The 19488-nt window shown below is 73.0% G+C and carries 20 protein-coding genes and 1 pseudogene; 12 read left to right on the top strand and 9 right to left on the bottom strand.

The window, feature by feature from the left end; translation table 11 throughout:
- The first annotated feature begins 95 nt into the window (after positions 1-95).
- The 6 genes from purF (at position 96) to arfB (ending at position 5352) form a co-directional block, all read left to right on the top strand.
- Positions 96-1619 carry an amidophosphoribosyltransferase gene (purF, locus tag BN6_RS39870; protein ID WP_015105554.1) on the top strand — a complete coding sequence of 508 codons (1524 nt, stop codon included), beginning with the start codon at positions 96-98 and terminating at the stop codon, positions 1617-1619.
- A gap of 19 nt (positions 1620-1638) precedes the next feature.
- Positions 1639-2712: a phosphoribosylformylglycinamidine cyclo-ligase gene (purM, locus tag BN6_RS39865; RefSeq protein ID WP_408005273.1), complete on the top strand. Its 1074-nt coding sequence runs from the start codon at positions 1639-1641 to the stop codon at positions 2710-2712.
- Positions 2713-2905: 193 nt separating this feature from the next.
- Positions 2906-3595 (top strand): hypothetical protein, encoded by a 690-nt coding sequence (locus BN6_RS39860; RefSeq protein ID WP_015105552.1) that lies wholly within the window; start codon positions 2906-2908, stop codon positions 3593-3595.
- A 65-nt stretch (positions 3596-3660) separates the two neighbouring features.
- Positions 3661-4155, top strand: coding sequence for a SigE family RNA polymerase sigma factor (locus BN6_RS39855; protein WP_015105551.1), 495 nt, complete (start codon positions 3661-3663; stop codon positions 4153-4155).
- On the top strand, positions 4152-4910 hold the full coding sequence (locus tag BN6_RS39850; RefSeq protein ID WP_015105550.1) for a hypothetical protein: 759 nt from the start codon (positions 4152-4154) through the stop codon (positions 4908-4910). The genes BN6_RS39855 and BN6_RS39850 overlap by 4 nt, the downstream gene beginning before the upstream one ends.
- Before the next feature lie 10 nt (positions 4911-4920).
- Entirely contained in the window at positions 4921-5352 is a 432-nt protein-coding gene (gene arfB, locus BN6_RS39845) for an alternative ribosome rescue aminoacyl-tRNA hydrolase ArfB (protein WP_041315667.1), read from the top strand.
- Positions 5353-5470: 118 nt separating this feature from the next.
- Here arfB and BN6_RS39840 read toward each other — a convergent pair whose 3' ends face one another.
- Positions 5471-6016: a TetR/AcrR family transcriptional regulator gene (locus BN6_RS39840; RefSeq protein WP_015105548.1), complete on the bottom strand. Its 546-nt coding sequence runs from the start codon at positions 6014-6016 to the stop codon at positions 5471-5473.
- An 87-nt stretch (positions 6017-6103) separates the two neighbouring features.
- Here BN6_RS39840 and BN6_RS39835 point away from each other — a divergent pair, with 87 nt between their 5' ends.
- The 4 genes from BN6_RS39835 (at position 6104) to BN6_RS39820 (ending at position 11347) form a co-directional block, all read left to right on the top strand.
- A complete protein-coding gene (locus BN6_RS39835) occupies positions 6104-6832 on the top strand; it encodes an SDR family NAD(P)-dependent oxidoreductase (RefSeq protein WP_015105547.1) in 729 nt (242 codons plus the stop codon).
- A complete protein-coding gene (locus BN6_RS39830) occupies positions 6833-7144 on the top strand; it encodes a DMT family transporter (protein WP_015105546.1) in 312 nt (103 codons plus the stop codon).
- Positions 7145-7228: 84 nt separating this feature from the next.
- The gene (locus tag BN6_RS42800) at positions 7229-8167 is read left to right on the top strand and encodes a hypothetical protein (RefSeq protein ID WP_015105545.1); all 939 of its coding nucleotides are present in this window, start codon (positions 7229-7231) and stop codon (positions 8165-8167) included.
- Between the two features lie 75 nt (positions 8168-8242).
- Positions 8243-11347 (top strand): RNA polymerase sigma factor, encoded by a 3105-nt coding sequence (locus tag BN6_RS39820; protein WP_015105544.1) that lies wholly within the window; start codon positions 8243-8245, stop codon positions 11345-11347.
- A 33-nt stretch (positions 11348-11380) separates the two neighbouring features.
- Here the strand turns inward: BN6_RS39820 and BN6_RS49420 are convergent.
- The 4 genes and pseudogenes from BN6_RS49420 to BN6_RS39805 all read right to left on the bottom strand — a co-directional run.
- Positions 11381-11482, bottom strand: a pseudogene (locus BN6_RS49420) (LacI family transcriptional regulator); the annotation flags it as partial.
- A gap of 73 nt (positions 11483-11555) precedes the next feature.
- Positions 11556-12020, bottom strand: coding sequence for a hypothetical protein (locus BN6_RS47215; RefSeq protein WP_041315665.1), 465 nt, complete (start codon positions 12018-12020; stop codon positions 11556-11558).
- 11 nt (positions 12021-12031) lie between these two features.
- Entirely contained in the window at positions 12032-12838 is an 807-nt protein-coding gene (locus tag BN6_RS39810) for a hypothetical protein (RefSeq protein ID WP_015105542.1), read from the bottom strand.
- 113 nt (positions 12839-12951) lie between these two features.
- Complete coding sequence (locus tag BN6_RS39805; protein ID WP_231904865.1) at positions 12952-13638, bottom strand: Crp/Fnr family transcriptional regulator; 687 nt, start codon at positions 13636-13638, stop codon at positions 12952-12954.
- Positions 13639-13986: 348 nt separating this feature from the next.
- Here BN6_RS39805 and BN6_RS39800 point away from each other — a divergent pair, with 348 nt between their 5' ends.
- Positions 13987-15030, top strand: a complete 1044-nt coding sequence (locus BN6_RS39800; protein WP_015105540.1) for an NADH:flavin oxidoreductase/NADH oxidase — start codon at positions 13987-13989, stop codon at positions 15028-15030.
- Between the two features lie 68 nt (positions 15031-15098).
- Here the strand turns inward: BN6_RS39800 and BN6_RS39795 are convergent, their stop codons facing one another.
- Positions 15099-15287, bottom strand: a complete 189-nt coding sequence (locus tag BN6_RS39795; protein ID WP_015105539.1) for a DUF3073 domain-containing protein — start codon at positions 15285-15287, stop codon at positions 15099-15101.
- Positions 15288-15449: 162 nt separating this feature from the next.
- Between BN6_RS39795 and BN6_RS39790 the strand changes: the two genes are divergently transcribed.
- Positions 15450-16337 (top strand): hypothetical protein, encoded by an 888-nt coding sequence (locus BN6_RS39790; protein ID WP_015105538.1) that lies wholly within the window; start codon positions 15450-15452, stop codon positions 16335-16337.
- A gap of 89 nt (positions 16338-16426) precedes the next feature.
- Here the strand turns inward: BN6_RS39790 and BN6_RS39785 are convergent, their stop codons facing one another.
- The 3 genes from BN6_RS39785 to BN6_RS39775 form a co-directional block, all read right to left on the bottom strand.
- Positions 16427-17599, bottom strand: a complete 1173-nt coding sequence (locus BN6_RS39785; protein ID WP_041315663.1) for an MFS transporter — start codon at positions 17597-17599, stop codon at positions 16427-16429.
- A 381-nt stretch (positions 17600-17980) separates the two neighbouring features.
- A complete protein-coding gene (locus BN6_RS39780) occupies positions 17981-18562 on the bottom strand; it encodes an RsiG family protein (protein ID WP_015105536.1) in 582 nt (193 codons plus the stop codon).
- A gap of 60 nt (positions 18563-18622) precedes the next feature.
- On the bottom strand, positions 18623-19471 hold the full coding sequence (locus BN6_RS39775; protein ID WP_015105535.1) for a BKACE family enzyme: 849 nt from the start codon (positions 19469-19471) through the stop codon (positions 18623-18625).
- Positions 19472-19488: the final 17 nt, after the last annotated feature.

The following is a 19488-nucleotide window of genomic DNA, read 5'->3' as shown; positions in this document are numbered from 1 at the left end:
TCGTCACTCCCGACGGGGCCTGATGGGGGTGGTTCACCCCCCGTTCGCCTTACACTCGGTGGCGCAGCCCGACCTCGTCGCTAGGGAGCATCTGGGTGGTCACCGACCCGTCAGCAACCGGCCGAACCGACACCGAAGAGCGGGAGCCCCGGGAGGAGTGCGGGGTTTTCGGGGTTTGGGCGCCCGGTGAAGAGGTCGCCAAGCTCACCTACTACGGCCTGTACGCGTTGCAGCACCGCGGCCAGGAGGCCGCCGGCATCTCGGTCGGCGACGGCAGCCAGGTGGTGGTCTTCAAGGACCTCGGTCTGGTCAGCCAGGTGTTCGACGAGCAGGTCCTGCTCAGCCTGCGCGGCCACGTCGCCGTCGGCCACTGCCGCTACTCCACCACCGGGTCCACGACCTGGGAGAACGCGCAGCCGACGTTCCGCACCACGGCCACCGGCTCCGGCCTGTCGCTGGGCCACAACGGCAACCTGGTCAACACCGCCGAACTCCAGGCGCGCGCCCGCGAGCTGGGCGTGGACACCCGGCACGGCGCGACCACCGACTCCGACCTGGTGTGCGGGCTGCTCGCGGTGACCGCCGCCGACATCGGCATCGAGCAGGCGGCGCTGGAACTGCTGCCGACGCTGCGCGGCGCGTTCTGCCTCACCTTCTCCGACGAGTCCACGCTGTACGCGGCGCGCGACCCGCAGGGCGTCCGGCCGCTGGTGCTGGGCCGGCTGGAACGCGGCTGGGTGGTGGCCAGCGAGACGGCCGCGCTGGACATCGTCGGCGCGTCGTTCGTCCGCGAGGTCGAGCCGGGCGAGCTGATCGCGATCGACGAGAACGGCCTGCGGTCCAGCCGGTTCGCCAACCCCGAGCCCAAGGGCTGCATCTTCGAGTACGTCTACCTGGCCCGCCCGGACACCACGATCGCCGGCCGCGGCGTGCACGCCACCCGCGTCGAGATCGGCCGCCGGCTCGCCCACGAGCACCCGGTGGACGCCGACCTGGTGATCCCGGTGCCCGAGTCCGGCACGCCCGCCGCCATCGGCTACGCCCAGGCCAGCGGCATCCCGTACGGGTCCGGCCTGGTCAAGAACGCCTACGTGGGCCGGACGTTCATCCAGCCGTCGCAGACCATCCGGCAGCTGGGCATCCGGCTCAAGCTCAACCCGCTGAAGGACGTGATCCGGGGCAAGCGGCTGGTCGTCGTGGACGACTCGATCGTGCGCGGCAACACCCAGCGCGCCCTGGTCCGGATGCTGCGCGAGGCGGGCGCCGTCGAGGTGCACGTCCGGATCGCGTCCCCGCCGGTCAAGTGGCCGTGCTTCTACGGCATCGACTTCGCCTCGCGCGCCGAGCTCATCGCCAACGGCCTGGACGACGACGGCATCCGCCGGTCGATCGGGTCGGACTCGCTGGGCTACGTGTCGCTGGAGCAGCTGATCGCGGCCACCGAGCAGCCCAAGACGCGGCTGTGCTCGGCGTGCTTCGACGGCGAGTACCCCATCCCGCTGCCCGAGGACGCGCTGATCGGCAAGCACCTGCTGGAGGGCATCCGGGGTGTCGCGGGCTCGGCCGCTCCCGTCCTGGCGAACGGGTACGGTGCCGAGGACGCCCTACAACGGCCCTGAAATGGATGCCCGCAGAACAATGGAAGCCAGTGACGTGACCGAGACCGCCAAGGCCACCTACGCCGCCGCCGGAGTAAGCATCACCGCAGGTGACGAGGCGGTGGAGAAGCTCAAGCCGTGGGCGGCGAAGGCGCGGCGTCCGGAGGTGCTCGGCGGCATCGGCGGCTTCGCGGGCCTGTTCAAGCTGCGCCTGGACCGCTGGAAGGAGCCGGTGCTCGCGGCCTCCACCGACGGCGTGGGCACCAAGATCGCGGTCGCGCAGGCCCTCGACAAGCACGACACGATCGGCATCGACCTGGTGGCGATGGTGGTGGACGACCTGGTGGTGTGCGGCGCGGAGCCGCTGTTCCTGCAGGACTACATCGCCGTGGGCCGGGTCGTGCCGGACAAGGTCGCGGCGCTGGTCAAGGGCATCGCCGAGGGCTGCGTGCTGGCCGGCTGCGCCCTGCTGGGCGGCGAGACCGCCGAGCACCCCGGCCTGATGGGCGACGACGACTACGACATCTCCGGCACCGGCGTGGGCGTCGTGGAGGCGGCCGCGATGCTCGGGCCGGACCGGGTGCGCGACGGCGACGTGGTGATCGCCCTGGGCTCGTCCGGGTTGCACTCGAACGGGTACTCCTTGGCCCGGCACGTGCTGCTGGACATCAACCGGATGCCGCTGTCGGGTCACGTCGAGGAGTTCGGCCGCACCCTGGGCGAGGAGTTGCTGGAGCCGACCCGCATCTACGCCAAGGACTGCCTGGCGCTGGCCGCCGAGGCCGAGGTGCGCACGTTCGCGCACATCACCGGCGGCGGCCTGGCGGCGAACCTGGCCCGGGTGCTGCCCGCCGGCCTGCACGCCCGGCTGGACCGCGGCACGTGGTCCCCGGCTCCGGTGTTCGCCCTGATCGCCCAGCGCGGTCGGGTCGAGCGCGAGGAGATGGAGAAGACGTTCAACATGGGCATCGGCATGGTGGCCGTGGTCTCGCCCGAGGACGTGGACCGCTCGCTGGCCGTGCTGACCGCCCGCCACGTGCCCGCGTGGGTGCTGGGCGAGGTCGGCCGCTCGGACGCGACAACCCACCTGGTCGGCGACCACCCGAGGTTCTGACACCTGCTCGACGGGGGCGAGGGCGGGATACCGGCCTCGCCCCCGTCGTCGTCTTCGGGGGTCCGGAGTCTTCGGGTGTCCGGCGTGATTGCGCGGGTCTGGCGTGATCGTGGGCTCGGCGTGATGGTGGGGCGGGCTCGGTCGTTGCGCCGTTCTCGATCTCCGTGCCGCGCGTTTTTGCTTTGATTGCGCGGTGCCGTGGGAACTGATCGAGCGCCTGTCCTGGCTGGCCGGGATCGTCGGCGCGGTGATCGCCGCCGCGGCCGCGTGGATGGCCGCCCGCGCCGCCCGCGGGACCATGCGCGACCTCGCGCTGATCGTGTCCGTCGCCACCGACAAACCCGAGTTGCTGGAAGCCGTCGAGGCCGACGCGCGACGGCGGGCGGAGGTCGTGCGGCGGCGGGTGCGCGGGGTGTTCGTGACGGCCGGGGTCGCGTTCCTGGTGAGTGCCACGGGGGCGGTGCTGGGCGTGTTGCTCGCGCTGCTGCCCGACTCCCGGCAGCCGCGCGTGGTCGGCGGCGACCTGCCCCGCACCACGCAGGACTGCTCGTCGGCCGGCGAGGCGAGCGTGTGCGTGCTCGACGACCACTGGGCGCTGCCGGCGGACGGGGCCAAGGTGTCCGCGCGGTACGAGGGCGTGCGGCGGCCGGAGCCGAAGGACGGCACAGCCCGGTTGACGTTGCGGGCGCAGGGGTGCGGCGGTTCCGTGCGGTGGACGGCCTCCGTGGCCGGCGCGGTCGCCGCGTCCGGTGTGGTCGGCGAGGAGGAGGCCCGCGCCGAGTTCCCGGTGCGCAGCGGGGTCGAGTTCGTGCTGGACGCCGAGCGGGTCGGTGGGACGTGCGACGTGGACCTGCGCGTGCGGCCGCTGGTGTCGTTCGGCTGAGTTCCCCGGTCGGGGCAACCTCCCGCGGTGGTCGTCGCGTATCAAGCGGCGACTGGGGAGGGTGAGTGGAGCGTGATCGTGAGTTCAGCGAGTTCGTGGACGCCCGCGCGTTGGTGCTGAGGCGGACCGCGTACCTGCTGTGCGGTGACTGGCACCGAGCGCAGGATCTCGTGCAGACCGCGTTGACGAAGCTGTACATCGCGTGGCCGAGGGTGCGCCGCGACGGTGCGGTGGACGCGTACGTGCGCAAGATCCTGGTACGGGCCGCCATTGACGATTCCCGGCGCGGGTTCCGCAGCCGGGAGACGGTCGTGGAGTCGTTGCCGGACAGCGCCGCGCCGGACACCGCGCCCGCCGACTTCGACGTGCGGGACGCGCTCGCGGCACTGCCTCCGGGGCAGCGCGCCGTCGTGGTGCTCCGGTACTGGGAGGACTTGAGCGTCACCGAGACCGCCCGCCTCCTCGGTCGGACCGAAGGCACCGTGAAGAGCCAGGCGGCGAAGGGCCTCGCCGCCCTCCGGCAGCTGCTCGGCCGCCACGTATTCGAGGAGCGGACATGACCGACATCAGGCAGACCCTGGAGACCGCGTTCGACGACGAGCCGCCGTTGACCCTGGACGTCGCCGCCATCCGGGAGGCCGGTCGCCGCCGGGTGGCCGTCCGCCGCTCGCTGACCACCGTGGCCGCACTCGCCGCGGTGACCGCGGTGTGCGTCCCGGCCATGCTCGGGTCCAGCGGGTCCAGCGGGTCCAGCGGGGACGTCCGGGTGGGCGGGCAGCCGTCGAGCGCGGTGGTGACCACCTCGCCGTCGGCGGGACCGGGCTCGTCCAGCCGGGTCACGCCGCCGGCACCGCCCAAGCCGGCCACCGCCGCGCGTGCCGCCGAGCTGACGGAGTTGCTGGCGACGTCGGGGGTGCTGCCGGACGTGCCCGCCGCCGGAGTGCCGGGCAACCCCGGTGGCGCGTGGGAGTTCGCCGTCAGCCAGGGCGGGTACAAGGCGGTGACCGCGCTCACCGGCGAACGCAAGGGGCAGGTGCTGGTGACCCTCTACGCCCAGGACTTCGGCTGCGGCGGGGGCAACGTCGAGCACGTCACGTGCGAGATGCGGTGGTTCGACGGCGTCGCGGTCGTGGTGGTGGACTTCCGGAACGGGCCGACCCACGCGGTCACGGCGTCCACCAGGGCGGTCGACGGCACGGTGTTCTCGGTGACCGCCGTGAACACCGACGACCGGGCCGAAAGCACCGGGCCGGACGCGCCGCTGACGGTCGGGGAGCTGGCAAAGGTCGCGACTTTGCCGGGGGTCTCGTTCTAACCTGTCCGGTGTGGCCGAGGACTTGATCGTGACGCGGACGCTGGTGGTGCCGGCGGCCGAGTTGAGCGAGCGGTTCTCCCGGTCGTCGGGTCCCGGCGGGCAGGGCGTGAACACCGCGGACAGCCGGGTCGAGCTCTCGTTCGACCTGGCCGCCTCGCCGTCGGTGCCCGAGTGGCTGCGCCGCCGGATGCTCGGCCGGCTGGGGAACCGCGTGGTGGCGGGCGTGGTGACGATCGCCGCGAGCGAGCACCGCGCGCAGTTGCAGAACCGCGCGGCGGCCCGGGAACGGCTGGCCCGACTGCTCCGCGAGGCCGCCGCCGCGCCGCCGCCGGTCCGCCGGGCCACCAAGCCGACCAGGGGCTCGCAGGAGCGCCGGATCGCCGAGAAGAAGCGGCGCGCGCAGACCAAGCAGGGCCGCAGCGGCAGCGGCGGCTGGGACTAGCGGCCGGGCCGACGGGGCCGGGAGCGGCACTCGTCCGCCGTGAGCGCCCCCGGACGGCGGGCTCTCCCGCGCCGGTCGGAGTGTCCACTGTGGATGTTCGTGCCGGCGGCTTCCGTTGTCAGAACAGGCTGTCGAGCAGGGCGTCCAGGCCGGCTTTGATCGTCGGGCCGGCCAGTCGGCGGTGGGCCACCAGGTTGGCGGCGAGCGGTCCGAGCAGGGCGTCCGCGGTGAACGCCGGGTCGAGTTCGGGCCGGGCCTGGTGCACCAGCACGGTCAGGTGCCGGTGGTAGACGTCGTACGCGCCGCCGAAGCGGGCCAGCGGGCCGGCGGTCTCGGCCATCAGCAGCAGGTCCAGCTGGGCGAGCGTGCGGTCGGTCAGGCCGTGCAGGAACGCGCGGATCCGGGCGGCGGCCGGCGCGCCCGGTCCCAGTGGCGCGGGGCCGGTGATGAACGCCTGCTGGAACTCGCGCTCCGAGTCGTCGATCAGCGCGTGGGCGAGCCCCGAGCGGTCGCCGAAGCGGCGGTACAGGGTGCCCACGCCGACGCCGGACGCCGCCGCGACCTCGGCCATGCCGAGGCCCTCGATGCCCCGGGTGGCCACGATGTCGGCCGCCGCGGCCAGGATCTTCGCCCGGTTCCGGGCGGCGTCGGCCCGCTCGCTCACCCGGTCACCCTAAACCGCCGTGGACAAACGGAACCAGTTCCGCTTAGGCTGGAAGCGGAATCAGTTCCGGATTTGGGGGAGATCACGATGGGACAGCTCGACGGCAGGACCGCGCTGGTGACCGGTGGCAGCCGGGGGATCGGGGCGGCCGTCGCCACCCGGCTGGCGCACGACGGCGCGAACGTCGCCATCACCTACGCCAGCGCGCGGGACCGGGCCGACGCCGTGGTCGCCACGCTCGGCAACGCCATCGCGATCCGCGCGGAGGCGTCCGACAGCGCCGACCTGCGCGCCGCCGTGGCCGAGACCGTGGAGACGTTCGGCGGCCTCGACATCCTGGTCAACAACGCCGGCATCGCGGTCTGGGGCCCGTTCGAGGAAACCTCCGACGACGACGTGGACCGGCTCCTCGCGGTGCACGCCCGCGCGGCGTTCGTGCTGGCCAAGGCCGCGTCGCCGCACCTGCCGACCGGAGGCCGGATCATCACGATCGGCAGCAGCCTGGCCGAGCGGGTGCCGGTGCCCGGCTGGGCCGCGTACTCGATGAGCAAGGCCGCGCTGGTCGGCCTGACCAAGGGCCTGGCCCGCGACCTCGGACCGCGCGGCATCACGGTCAACCTCGTGCACCCCGGCTCCACCGACACCGAGATGAACCCCGCCGACGGTCCGGACGCGGCCGGCGAGCGCGCGTTCACCGCGCTGGACCGCTACTGCGACCCGGAGGACGTGGCGGCGATGGTCGCGCACCTCGCCGGCCCCGGCGGGCACAACATCACCGGGGCGGCGTTCCTGGTCGACGCGGGGGCGGTGGCCTAGGTGGCGTGGCTGCTGCTGCTCGGCGCGGCCGTCCTCGAAGTCGTGTGGGCGGCGGCGCTGGAACGCTCCGCCGGGTTCAGCAGGCCCTGGCCCTCGGTCGTCGGCATCACCGCCGCCGTCGCCGGCTTCGTCCTGCTCACGATGGCCCTGCGCGACCTGCCGCTGGGCACGGCCTACGCGGTGTGGGTGGGGCTCGGCGCGACCGGCGTCGCGGCGGTCGGCATCCTCGCGCTCGGCGAGAGCGCGGCCCCGGCCCGGCTGCTGTGCCTGGCGCTGATCGTGGCCGGCGTCGTCGGGCTCAAGCTGCTCTGAACGAGTGAACCGCGGCCGCTGTCGGGGAGATCGCCGACGCGGCCGCCACGTCCCTCCCGCAAGACCGAACCCCGGGAGGGAAACATGAAGGCAGTCCTGACGCTCGTCGTCGCGGGGGCGGTGGCCCTGGGCACCCTGGCCGCGCCCGCCGCCGCCGCGCCCGCGCCGACCACCGCCACCACCCAGTGCCTGGCCAACCGCACCCCGGCCGAGACGACCACGCACTGGGTGCCCGGCTCGACGTGGGCCGCGCCGTCGCCGCTCGACCTGCGCCCCGGTGACGTGGTCAGCGTGACCGCCGTCGGCCAGGTCGGCACCGGCGGCTGGTCCGGCGTGCACGGCCCGGCCGGCAAGCCCGACCTGACGTGGGGCGGCAGCTGGCCCGTGCAGGGCGGCCGGCAGTACGGCCTGTACGGCAAGCTGCGCGAGTCCGGCCGGCGGTTCTTCGTCGGTGACGGCACCGGCTGCCTGATCCCCGAACGCCTCCCGGTGGTCCGGGTCGGCGAGCGGATCGACTTCGGCATCAACGACGAGAACCCCGGCGACAACGTCGGCGGCTACACGGTGAGTGTCAAGGTCTACCGAAACCTGTTGTCCGACAGCGGTTTCGAGGACCAACCGCACCGGGGCGTCTCCGCGCCGTGGGGTGTGGAGGGCCCGGACGGCAAGGGGATCGACATCGGGCTGGGACTGGCCAACACCGGTCGGAGCAACGCGTTCATCCGCACCGACAGCCGGAACTGGAACGCCGTCACCCAGCAGGTGACGCTGAAACCCTTCACCCAGTACCGGATGCGGGTCTTCCTGCGCACCACGGCGGACTTCCCCACCGGCTACTTCGGGGCCCGCGGCACGACCACCTGGCTCACCGAGCGGCCGTTCGGGCGCACCGACGGCTACACCGAGTACTCGCTGGACTTCAGCACCGGCGAGAACCCCGTGGTGACCGCGTTCCTGGGTTACGTCGCGCACGGCCGGGACGCCTTCGTCCAGTTCGACGACTGGTCGATCTTCGTTCTGTAGCACCGTGTCCACCCCGGCGGACCACCGGTCCGCCGGGTCGTAACGGTTCCCCCGCGACGGGAGATGAGGTCAGTGATGGCCGACGAGGACTTACCCCTCCTGGACCGACTCCGTGCCGGCGACCACGACGCCCGGCACGAGCTGTTCGCGCGCTGCCAGAGCAAGGTCACACCGTTCCTGCGCAACCGGGTCGACCACGCCGACGACGCCGACGACCTGGCGGGCGAGGTCGTCGTGCGGGCGCTGGAGGGCCTGCGCAACGGGCAGGAGCCGCGCGAGCTGGACGCGTGGCTGATCGGCATCGCGCGCAACGTGCTCAAGGCCCACTACAGCCGGGACAAATTTCGCGACGACCGCGAGGTTCCCGAAGACCTCGCGGCCGAGCCGGAGGACGTGGACGACCTGGTGGCCCGCGAGCGGGTGCTCGCCGTGCTGGCCGACTCGCTGGCCGGCGTCCCGGACGGGCTGCGGCCGGTGATGGCCGCGCACATCCGGCTCACCGTGGGCACCGGCCACCTGGTGGTGGGCGCCGAACTCGCCGCGGCGCTCGGCGTGCGGCGCAGCCAGGCCGACCGGCAGCTGGGCCGGGCGCGTGAGGCCGCCGGCAAGGCGATCGCGGCGTACGTGGTGGCCCGCATCGGGCGGCAGCACTGCGCCGCGCTCGCCGCGCTCACCGACCAGCCGTTCGACCCCAAGCAGCGCGACCTGGTGCTGTCGCACGCGGAGACCTGCGCGGAGTGCGCCCGACGCCGGCAGGACGCCCACGACTACGCGCGCTGGGCGCTCGGTCCGGGCCTGGTCGGGTTCGCCGACGACGACGAGAACCGACGCACCGCGATCGCGTTCCTCGGCCGCGGCCCGGAGGTGGCCGCGCCGAAGGCCGGGCTGCTGGGCACGATCGGCGCGCGCGTGGCGGGCCTGCCCGGCGTGGACGCGCTGACCCGCGCGGTGCAGGAGAACCCCGGCGTGGTGCGGGTCGCCGTCGGCGCGGTGGGCCTGGTGGCGGCGGCGATCATCGCCGTCATCGCCACCGAGCCGGAGCCGCCGGGCGTCGCCGCGCTGCCGCCGGACCCGCCGGTCGGCGGCACGTACGCGCCCGCGCCGGACCTCCCGCCCACCGTGACCCGCACGCCGGCCCCGGAGGTGGTGCCGATCGTCGCCGTCGCCACGACCACCCGGCAGTCCGCCACCGCCCGGCCGACCATCGCCCCGCCGACCACCGCCCGGCCGACCACCGTCCCGGTCCCGCCGAGCACGGCCCCGCCCGTCGCGCCGCCGTCGTCACCCGCCCCGCCCGCCCACGCGCCGCCCCGATCGGAGCCCACGACCCCGCCGACCAGCCCGCCACCCGGTGTCGCGGCACCGGCGAAGTGGGCGTACGCCCGGGTCGAACCGGCGAACTCGCCGATCGGCGTGGAGACCGAGCTGATCGCCGGGTGGCAGTGGGGCACGCCGCAGCCGATCACCGTCACCAGGCAGGACGTCGGCGTGTACCGGCTGCGCGTGCCGGGGCAGGCGTCGGACGAGTCGGTCGCGCACGCCACCGTCACGTTCCACCAGGCCGCCCAGCCGGTCGGCTGCGTGGTGCGGGAGAACCAGGCGGTCGGTCCGGACCAGGTGGTCGTGGTGGCGTGCCACAACGGCGGCACGCCGTTCACCACCCGCTTCGACCTGGTGCTCGCCGAACCGGACGAGGGCGTGGTCGTGGTCCGCCCCGACGCGCCCGTGCGGCGGCTCGGCCCCGGCCTCTACGAAGCCGACCTGGGCACGGCGACCGGGGCCGGCTACGCGCAGATCACCCCGTACGGCCCGGACGACGTCCGCTGCCAGTCCGGCGGCATCCACGGCAGCGTGCTGCGGGTGCGCTGCACGGCCGACTCGACGTGGGCGGCGACCTACGTCGAAGGCGTCGCGCCGGCCGGTCCGATCGGCGCGTACGCGCAGACCACCGGCACCGCGCCGGACCTGCGGATCGACCCGGCGCGGTCGTACAACAGCACGGGCGGCGCGTTCACCCTGCACCGGCTGGGGCTGGGCCAGTACCGGGTGCTGGTGAAGGGCGTCGGCCTGCCGGGCGGGACCGTGCTGTCCGGCGCGAGCCGCACCGGGACGTGCCACACCGCGAACTGGAACGCGTTCGCCCACCCGCTCAACGAGGCGTGGGTGGACGTGCAGTGCGTCGACGACGCGGGCCGTGCCGCGGACCTGCCGTTCGGCGTCGCCGTCTACCGCAAGCCGCTCGGCCCGGACGAGCGGCTCGGCCCGCTCCGGCCCGCCGACCCCGGCCCGGCGCGGCCCGGCTGGGGCTACGCGCAGGTGCACCACCACGGGTACGCGCTCGGCGTCCCCGTGCAGGTGCATCCGAACCACCAGTGGTCGACGTGGGGCGGCACGCTGCCCGGCAACGACCCGTGGTGGGCGCGCAAGATGGCGTTGCTGCGCACCGGAACCGGCGTCTACACCGTGCGGATGCCCGGACTCGGCGCGCCGGGCGCGGTCGCCCACGTGACGCCCATCGCGCAGACCGCCGACACGTGCGTGGTGCGCGACCAGGGGGTGGACGGGCCGGACGGCCTGGTCGGCGTGAACTGCTTCGGCCCGGCCGGAACGCCCAAGGACCTGCCGTTCCACGTCTACCTGGGCGTGCCCCGGTCGGCCGCGGTCACCTCGGAACAGGCGACCCGGCTGGGCGTCGGCGTGTGGCGGGTGCCTGCGGCGGACGTCGGGTACGTGCAGGTCACGCCCGTGGGCGGGGAGTTCGCCCGGTGCCGTGCGGAGTTGGCGGCGGAGGTCCTGGTGCACTGCGACCGGGACGTGCGCTGGCAGTTGAGCCACGTCCGGGGCACCGGGCTGCACGAGGACGACGTGCCGTCGGCCTACCTGACCGCCGACGCGGCCGGGCTGGTCGAGCGGGCGCACGGGCCCGCGCCGACCGTCACCCGGACGGCGACCGGCCGGTACGTGGTCGAGTACGCGTCGCTGGGCAACCGCATCGTCTGGCCGGCCGATTCGGTGCAGGTCACAGCGTTGGGCGCGGAACCCCGGACGTGCCGGGCGACGGCGCTGAACTCCTACGCCACGCCCGGCCAGGTGCGGATCGAGGTGTGGTGCCACGACCTGGCCGGCGGCCCGGCGGACGCCGCCTTCGGCGTCGCGTACCTCCGCCCGCCCAACCGGTGAGGTGCGGGGCTCGTCACGAGCCCCGGCCCCCTCGCGCCCGCCGCGCACGCGTTGCACCAGCGCCTTGGCGGCGAGCCGGCCGAACTCGCTGCGCGGCTGGTCGATCGTGGTCAGCGAGACGCGCCGGAGCGCATCGTCGTTGGCCGTGTCCACTGTGGACAGCAGGAACGACCGGGCGACCAGCACGACGGCGAGCTGGTTGGCTCCGCTACCGGAAGCCGGCCGGCCATCCCGCCGGGTGCACCCCAGGGTCGCGCGCCCCAGAGTGGTGCGTGCCGGAGTGGTGCGCCCCAGAGTGGTGCGCACCAGAGTGGTGCGCACCGGAGTGTTGGACGACGCCGCTCTCGCCGGCCACTCGCGGCAGCGCCGGGCTGACCGCGTGCAGCACGGCGCGCAGCGGGCCGGCCGCCTCGGGGTGCTGCCAGAGCATGGTGTGGATCGAGCCGCGCCACTCCGTGGTGAACTCGGCGCGCGCCAGTTCCAGCCGCACGGCCGGCGCGCCGACCACCCGGCCACGGGCCTCGTCGAGGTGGGCGCTGACGAGGTCGAACAGCGTCGGCGCGAGCACCGCCGCCACCCGGGCCCGCAGGTCCGCCCACAGGTCGGTGTCGACCGCCTTGGCCAACGCGCTGGCCACGGCTCCGGCGAGCATGCGCAGCGGTTCCTCGCGCACCTCACGTCCTCTCATCGGGTCGGGTCGGCCTCCCCGCCCTTGCCGAAGCTCGGGCCGAAGTGCGAGCCGCGCTGGTCGTTGCCGTCGAAGTTCTGGATCATGTCGGCGCGCTGGAAGGTCGGCACGCTCGCGTCCCGCCCGGCCTGGATCACCGTCGAACCGCCGCTCGCGACGGCGTTCTGGTTCACCGCCGGCGTCTGCCGCGCGACCGGCCCGTCCGCCAGGTCCAACGCGTGGACGTCCCCGTTCGGGATCCACATCCAGCCGTGCCCGTGGAAGGTCTTCTCCACCACTTCGACCCGGCGGAAGTCGGTCGGGCGCAGGGTCGTGTGCCCGGCCAGCACCAGCGAGGAGTACACGATCTCGGAGAGCACCACGACCAGGTCCGCGTCCGGGAACTCCTCCAGCGCGACGTGCGCCGGTTTGCTGTTGAGCAGCCGTGAGACCAGCACGGAATCCTGGCCGGGGAATCCGTTCGCGCCCTCCACCACCGCGCCGTGGTGGATGGCCAGGCGCATCCGGGCGCGCGCCTCCGGCACCCGGTAGCGGTTCGCCGACGTCAGTTCCGCGTTCAGCCCGCGGACGTAGGTGTCGACGACGACGTGTTCCGGGCTCTCCGGAGGCAACACCGCCCATTCCTCGTCGCCCTTGGCCTGGCGGTGCCAGGTGGACCGGTCCAGACCGGCCGCCGCACCGGCCCGGTCCAGGCAGCGGACCAGCAGTTCTTGCAGCTCGCGCTGGAGCTGGTCGTCTGCCGCGCCGTAGCGCCTCAGGTCACAGCAGACCAGCAGACTGCGCCGGAAGGTGGCAGGACTCATCGACTCGCCCTTTCGACGTGGTGCGCAGGTGTAGCCGCGCGTAGTCACCGTGCAGTGCAGAGTCACTCTGGAGTACTGCACCGGGGCGAATACCGCAAAACTGCGGCCTGACCTCAGATGCCCGCGAATTTCCGCAGGCTCTCCAGGTCGGGCACCAGCACGTCACGTCGCAGGTGGCTGACGACGACTCCCGCTTTCCGCAAGTCGCTGAACGCCTTCTCCGCCGTGCGGGGCTTCATCCCGGCGATGGAGGCGAGCTCGACCTTGGTCAGCGGAATTCCGAGGGTCCAGCCCGCGGCCTCTTCCCGGCCGTAGGTCTGCACCAATTCGGCGAGCACTCGGGCCACCCGTTCGGCGGCGGGGTGGGACAGGAAATCGCGGCGGCGCTGGTTGGCCCAGCGCAGCCGGTCGTTGATCATCCCGATCAATTCCACGAACACGTCGTTGCGCCGGTGCAGGAAGCTCATCAGCTCACCACTGGTGATCAGCTTCGCCACCACGTCGCCGCACGTCACGACGGTGGCCGAGCGCGGTTTCTGGTCCAGGGCCGCCATCTCGCCCACCAGGTCGCCCGCGACCCGGATCGCGAGCAGGGCGGTGTCGCCCGTCTCGTCGGTGGTCTGCACCTTCACCACGCCGTCGAGCAGCAGAAGGACGTGAGTGTCTTTCGCGTCCTGCTCGATGACCTCCCGGTCGGCCGTGTACCGCACGACCGTGCCGATGTTCAGCAGTTCTTGTCGGGTGTTGTCGCGGAGGCGACCCAGCAGACTGTTGCTGGGCCACCCTGGATCCTGTGTCATCGTGGTCGGCATGGGCAGCATGTGGATCCTGTTACTGTCGTGACCGGCGGGAACTGGAATTCGAACCGACCTGCGTCGGGCGGCAAGTGATGGTCTCCCCGAACGTGCTGCGGACAGTACACCCGAATGGGCGTAACTGGCCCTGTCTGTAGAGCGTTTTGCGTACCGACCCCCCATTCAAGATCACGTGCTAATGCACGCGCAATACCGAATCGAATGGAATTGCGCAGCTCCCGTGCGGTGGGACGGCCGGTCCGACGGGAACAACCTGTCCGATCCGGGACCTTGGACCTGTCGAGGTACCCCGAAGGACCCGTTGTCGTACCGGAACCACCCGAGGAGACGCATGTGAGTGCGCTGTTCACCCCGCTGACCCTCCGCTCCGTCACGCTCCAGAACCGGATCGCGGTCAGCCCGATGTGCCAGTACTCCGCCCGTGACGGCTTCCCCGACGATTGGCACCTGGTCCACCTCGGCGCGCGTGCGCTGGGTGGCGCCGGGCTGGTGTTCACCGAGGCGACCGCCGTCCAGGCGGTGGGCCGCATCTCGCCGGCCGATACCGGATTGTGGGACGACCGGCACGTCGAGGCGTGGCGGCCGATCACCCGGTTCCTCCGCGAGCACGGCTCCGTGCCCGGCGTGCAACTCGCCCACGCGGGCCGCAAGGGCTCCACCCACCCGCCCTTCGACGACCGGAACGGCGGCGTGGCCGACGAGGACGGCGGCTGGACCCCGGTCGCGCCGGGCACCGAGCCGTTCGCCGCCGGCTACCGGGTGCCCGAGGCGCTCGACCGGGCCGGCATCGACCAGGTCGTGGCGGACTTCGCCGCCGCCGCGCGCCGGGCCGTCGCGGCCGGCTTCGAGGTCGTCGAGGTCCACGCCGCCCATGGTTACCTCTTGCACCAGTTCCTGTCGCCGCTGAGCAACAAACGAACCGACGAATACGGAGGTTCCCGGGAAAATCGGACCCGGCTGACCCGCGAGGTGACCTCGGCGGTGCGCGCGGCGGTCGGCGAGGACGTGGCCCTGTTCGTCCGGATCTCGGCCACCGACTGGGTCGGCGGCGGGTGGGCGGAAGAGGACAGCGTCGAACTCGCGCACGACCTCGCCGCCCTGGGCGTCGACCTGGTCGACGTCTCCACCGGCGGCAACGTGCCCCACGCGGACATCCCCCTCGGGCCCGGCTACCAGGTGCGGTTCGCCGAGGCCGTGCGGAGGAAGGCCGACGTGCCCACCGAGGCCCGGCAGGCTGAGCAGATCGTCACCGACGGATCGGCCGACCTGGTCCTGCTCGCGCGGGAGCTCCTGCGCGACCCGAACTGGCCGCTGCGCGCGGCCAGGGAACTCGGGGCACAGGTAACTCCGCCGAGGCAGTACGCCAGGGCGTTGTAGGGCCCGCGTCAAAGGTTGGGCTGCCGGTGCGGAACCGGCAGCCCAACCTTCTCAGCGGGTGTGATGCGTCAGCGACGGTAGTCGTCGTACTCGTCGTCCGAAGCGGCGTCGTCGTAGCGTTCATCGCTACGGCGTACGCCGCTGTCGGAATCGCCGGACAGCTCGCGTTGCAAGGCGTCAAAGTCGGTGTTGTGAGAGCTGTACTTCAGCTCCCTCGCCACCTTCGTCTGCTTGGCCTTCGCTCGGCCGCGCCCCATGGCTCGACCCCCTCGCACAGGGACGGGGGCGGCCGGGGGAACGGCGGCCCCACTCGTCTCGACAACTAGTTCCTGGTAACTACCGTACCGTGTCGAAGGGGTTCCTCGCGACGCGGTAGGCGTGACACGTGCCGCCAATCTTCCCCATGGGAGGATGCGCGCGTGCCTCGACCGTTCGTCGCCTACCTCAGGGTGTACGAACCGCTGTCGGCTCTGGACGCACCGCTGGTCGACCAGGTGCGGAAAGCCCTGGAAAACGGGGTGCTGAGCCGGGCGGACGTCGGTTCCCGCGAGCGGGAGCTGTGGTTGCGATCACAACTGTCCCGGCCGCGTCGCCTGCTCCCCGGCGAGCGGTCGGACGGGAGTGTCGCGCCCGACGCCCCGTTCGACGTGATGACCATCAGCCCCGCCGAAGTGCCCGGCGAGGTCGGACCCGGCCCCCTGGTGTGCCCGCTGGACCTCCGCGCGAGGTCGGCGGCGGCGCTGGTCGGGTTCCTGGCGACCTCCACCGGCCCGTTGCAGGACGCCGCGCTGTCGCTGTCGGTGGGGCCGGACGCGATCCGGGCGCGGGCCGCGTCCGTGATGGCCGAGCTGACCGGCGGGGCGGTGCACGTGATCTCCACGACGTGGACCGTGCCGCTGCCGTGGTTCGCGCTGGTGGACCCGGACGCCCGGCGGATCGTCCTGGCCCCGCGCGACGACCCCGAGCGCCAGGTGTCGTGGCGGGTCGCGATGAGCGACGCCCGGCACCGGGTGGCACGGGCGCGGAAGGTCGTGTCGAGGTCCCTGGGCGACGAAGGCCCGGCGAAGGTGTTGTCCGACACAGCCCGCTGGCTCGACCACTTCTCGCCGGACGCCGCGGTGGAGCTGGACTACGGCGGCCTCGTGCAGTTGATCGAGGACAAGGACCTGCTGGAGGACTCCTCGGCGCAGGACGTCAACGCGATCGTCGACGCCCTGGAAGAGGGCAACGCCGAAGAGGTGGCCCTCCGCTACGAACACCTCCGCGAGTTCTGGGGCGAACTGGCCCGCCGCGAACGTCACGGTTAGGCCTCGACTCCACCCCGAACCCCACAAACCCGCCCGAACCAGACAAACCCGGCCCGCTCGCGCCTGGACCTGGGAGTGGTCGGGGTGGTTCAGGTGCGGGTCGGGGTGGGAGTTCGGGTCAGGAGGACGCGGGCGGTGGCGGCTGCCAGGGCGGCCAGCAGGAGGGCGGTGGGCCAGCCGGTCGTGGCGGCCAGCCAGCTCGCCACCGGTGGGGTGATGGTCGCGCTCAGGTAGTTGGCGGTGTTCTGCATTCCCAGGGCGGTGCCGCTCCGGCCCTCGGGTGCCAGTTCGGCGGTGGCGGTGAGCGCCAGGCCGTTCCACGCCAGGGCCAGGGCCGCCGTTGCGATCAGGGCGACGGCCAGCACCGGCGTGGGGGCCTGGTCGACCAGGGCCGCGGTCAGGGCGAAGCCCGCGGCGATGGCGACGCTCATGGTCTTCAGCGGGGTGATCCGGTCCTGGGTCCGGTCCGACCACGCCCCCGTGCCCAGCCGCCCCAGGCCCCCGAGCACCTGGGACACGGCCAACAACGCCGCTGCCGTGCCCACCGCGACCCCTCGGTGGCCGTGCAGCAACTCGACCATCAGAGCCGCTGCGGTGAACTGGGGCACCACCAGGAGCGCGCCGGCGGCGCTGAGACGGATCAACGCCGGGTCCTTCAGGATCACCCCGAGGGAAGCGCCGCCCTTGGCGTCGGTGGCCCGGGACGCCCACGGGGGTTCGCGGACCAGGACGGCGATCGCGACCGCCACGAACCCCGTGAACGCCGCCAGTGCCACGAACGCCGCGGGCACGCCCGCGCCCACCGCCACCGCCGGGAGCACTGCGGCCGTCAGTGCCGCTCCCAGCGGGGTCGCCGTCTGGCGGATGCCCATGGCCAGGCCGCGGCGGTCCGCCGGGAACCACGTCATCACGGCGCGGCCGCTCGCCGCGTTGACGCTCGCCCCGAACAGGCCCGCCACCACCAACGCCAGGCCCGCCACGACCGGGCCGTCCACCGCCGCCATCGCCAGGGACACCGCGGCACCCGCGCCGCCGATGGTCATCACGACGCGTTCACCCCGGCGGTCCGCCGCCGCACCCCACGGCACCAGCGTGAGCATCGTGCCCAGGTTCACCGCGCCGAGCAGCAGCCCGACCTGGGGCAGCGTCAGGTCGAAGTGCTCGCGCAGCTGCGGGGTGATCGCCGGGAGCCCGAGGAACACCGCGGCGTTCGTGCCCTGTGCCAGCGCGCCGACGGCGAGAACCACCCAGCGGTACCCCATGCCTGCACGCTAGGGCGACCGTTCAGGATTTGGGAGACTCATCCCAGTTGTTGGTACGTCCAGGGTTGATCACCTCCGTGTCCGGGTTCGTTGTTCCGCTGCCCTGTGATGTCTATTTTCGAACAGGAGTTCGAGCGGGGCAAGATCACGATCGGGTGGGGATCTGAACCCGGAAGGAGGGTGTGTGCCGCGAAAAGCGAGCGGAGGGAGGAAGAAGTGGGAGAGGTGAGGGGCTGCCGGCAGACAGCGGAGGGCGCCGAGAGAGCGGGGCGCGGAAGACGTGGAAGACGTGGAAGGTGCGGAGGAGCGGAAGGTGCGAGGGAGCGGAAGGAGCCGAAGGCCGGGGGTCGTGGCGGAGGGTGAACCCCGGCGATCAGTCGGCTATTCCTTCTCGCGGTTCGGGTTCGTCGGCCAGCCGCGTTCCGCGGCCAGCAGCTCGTCCACCGAGGCGCTCCCGTTCTGGTACCGGCCCGCGATCTCCGCGTTCAACCGGTCCACCACGACCTGCACCTCGCGCCGCCGCCCGGAGACCGAGGCCTCCTCGTTCACGAACGTCCGCAGCGCCAGGTCCAGCTTGTCGTCGGTCAGCGAGCTCACGTCCGACAGGTCCACGTCCGACACCAGCGCCTCGACGTGCCGCCGGTGCGCCTCCGCCCGTGAGGGCTCCTGCGTCTGGTAGCGCCCCAGCCCGGTCGCCGGCCCCACCGCGTTCGAGGCGAGGATCGTGGCCAGCTGGTCCACCACCGCCGACCCGCCGTCGGCCCGGCGCGCCTGCTCGGCCCGCACGATGTCGATCCGCGCGTGCAACAGCCGCCGCAGGTACGACAGGTCGGTCTCCTCCTGGGCCGCTTCGTCGCGCAGCGCGCGCACCTCGGCGAGCGGGAGCCGCTCGACCCCCTCGGTGTAGTCGGGGGCGAGCACCCGGTCGATTCGGCGGCGCCCGCCAGGACGCACCTCGATCACGTACTCATCCTGAGGTAGTTCCTGCCCACCCGCCAACACAAACCTGCTTCCAAAGTTGTTTCAAACCTGTACCGGACTGCGCACGCCGAGTAGGTCACGCGCCTCGACGGGTGACAGCGGCGGTCGCTGGGCGATCTTCGCGAGCCCCGCGGCGCGCGCCACCAGTTGGGCGTTGTCCCGCACCGGCTGCCCTTTGGCGTAGGTGGTGGTGTCCTCCATCCCGACCCGCAGGTGCCCGCCCGCGCTCAGCGCGGCGAGCATCACCGGCAGCGACGTCCGGCCGATCCCGGTCGCCGAGAACGACGCCCCGTCCGGCAGCAGCCGCAGCGCGGCGACCAGCGTCTCCACGTCGCCGGGCATCCCGCCCGGCACGCCCATCACCAGGTCGACGTGCACCTTCCCGCCCGCCGGCAGGCCGTGCTGGTCGAGCAGCCGGCGCAGCGACGCGAGCTGGCCGAGGTCGAAGATCTCGTACTCCGGCACGATCGCGCGTTCCTGCATCGCCTTGTGCAGCGAGACCACGAACTCCCACCGGTTGAGGAAGACGTCCTCGCCGAAGTTCACCGTCCCCATCGTGCAGGACGCCGAGTCCGGCAGGGCGTCGAGCACGCGCAGCCGGTCGGCCTCCGGGTCGGTGACCGCCCCGCCGGTGGAGAGCTGCACGATCAGCGACGTCCGCTCGCGCAGCGCCCCCACGGTGTCCTTGAGCCGCCCGAGGTCGAGCGTCGGGCGGGTGTCGTCGCCGCGGATGTGGACGTGCACCATCGCGGCCCCGACCTGCTCGCACGCCTGCGCGGCGGCGACCAGCTCGTCCAGCGTGACCGGCAGCTGCGGGACGTCGGCCTTGGCGTGCTCGGCCCCGGTCGGGGCGACGGTGAGCAGCGTGCCGTGGGAACCGGGTCGGGACATGCCGTGATCCTGGCACA

The sequence above is a fragment of the Saccharothrix espanaensis DSM 44229 genome (genome assembly GCF_000328705.1).
Taxonomy (GTDB): domain Bacteria; phylum Actinomycetota; class Actinomycetes; order Mycobacteriales; family Pseudonocardiaceae; genus Actinosynnema; species Actinosynnema espanaense.
Note: the sequence above shows the minus strand (reverse complement) of the source record. Positions and strands in the feature narration are given on the sequence as shown.

Excerpts from the sequence above, each read along its gene's own strand:
- purM (WP_408005273.1), top strand. The coding sequence starts at position 1,639 with ATGGAAGCCAGTGACGTGACCGAGACCGCCAAGGCCACCTACGCCGCC.
- BN6_RS39850 (WP_015105550.1), top strand. The coding sequence starts at position 4,152 with ATGACCGACATCAGGCAGACCCTGGAGACCGCGTTCGACGACGAGCCG.
- BN6_RS39835 (WP_015105547.1), top strand. The coding sequence starts at position 6,104 with ATGGGACAGCTCGACGGCAGGACCGCGCTGGTGACCGGTGGCAGCCGG.
- BN6_RS42800 (WP_015105545.1), top strand. The coding sequence starts at position 7,229 with ATGAAGGCAGTCCTGACGCTCGTCGTCGCGGGGGCGGTGGCCCTGGGC.
- BN6_RS39820 (WP_015105544.1), top strand. The coding sequence starts at position 8,243 with ATGGCCGACGAGGACTTACCCCTCCTGGACCGACTCCGTGCCGGCGAC.
- BN6_RS39810 (WP_015105542.1), bottom strand. The coding sequence starts at position 12,838 with ATGAGTCCTGCCACCTTCCGGCGCAGTCTGCTGGTCTGCTGTGACCTG.
- BN6_RS39805 (WP_231904865.1), bottom strand. The coding sequence starts at position 13,638 with ATGACACAGGATCCAGGGTGGCCCAGCAACAGTCTGCTGGGTCGCCTC.
- BN6_RS39795 (WP_015105539.1), bottom strand. The coding sequence starts at position 15,287 with ATGGGGCGCGGCCGAGCGAAGGCCAAGCAGACGAAGGTGGCGAGGGAG.
- BN6_RS39785 (WP_041315663.1), bottom strand. The coding sequence starts at position 17,599 with ATGGGGTACCGCTGGGTGGTTCTCGCCGTCGGCGCGCTGGCACAGGGC.
- BN6_RS39775 (WP_015105535.1), bottom strand. The coding sequence starts at position 19,471 with ATGTCCCGACCCGGTTCCCACGGCACGCTGCTCACCGTCGCCCCGACC.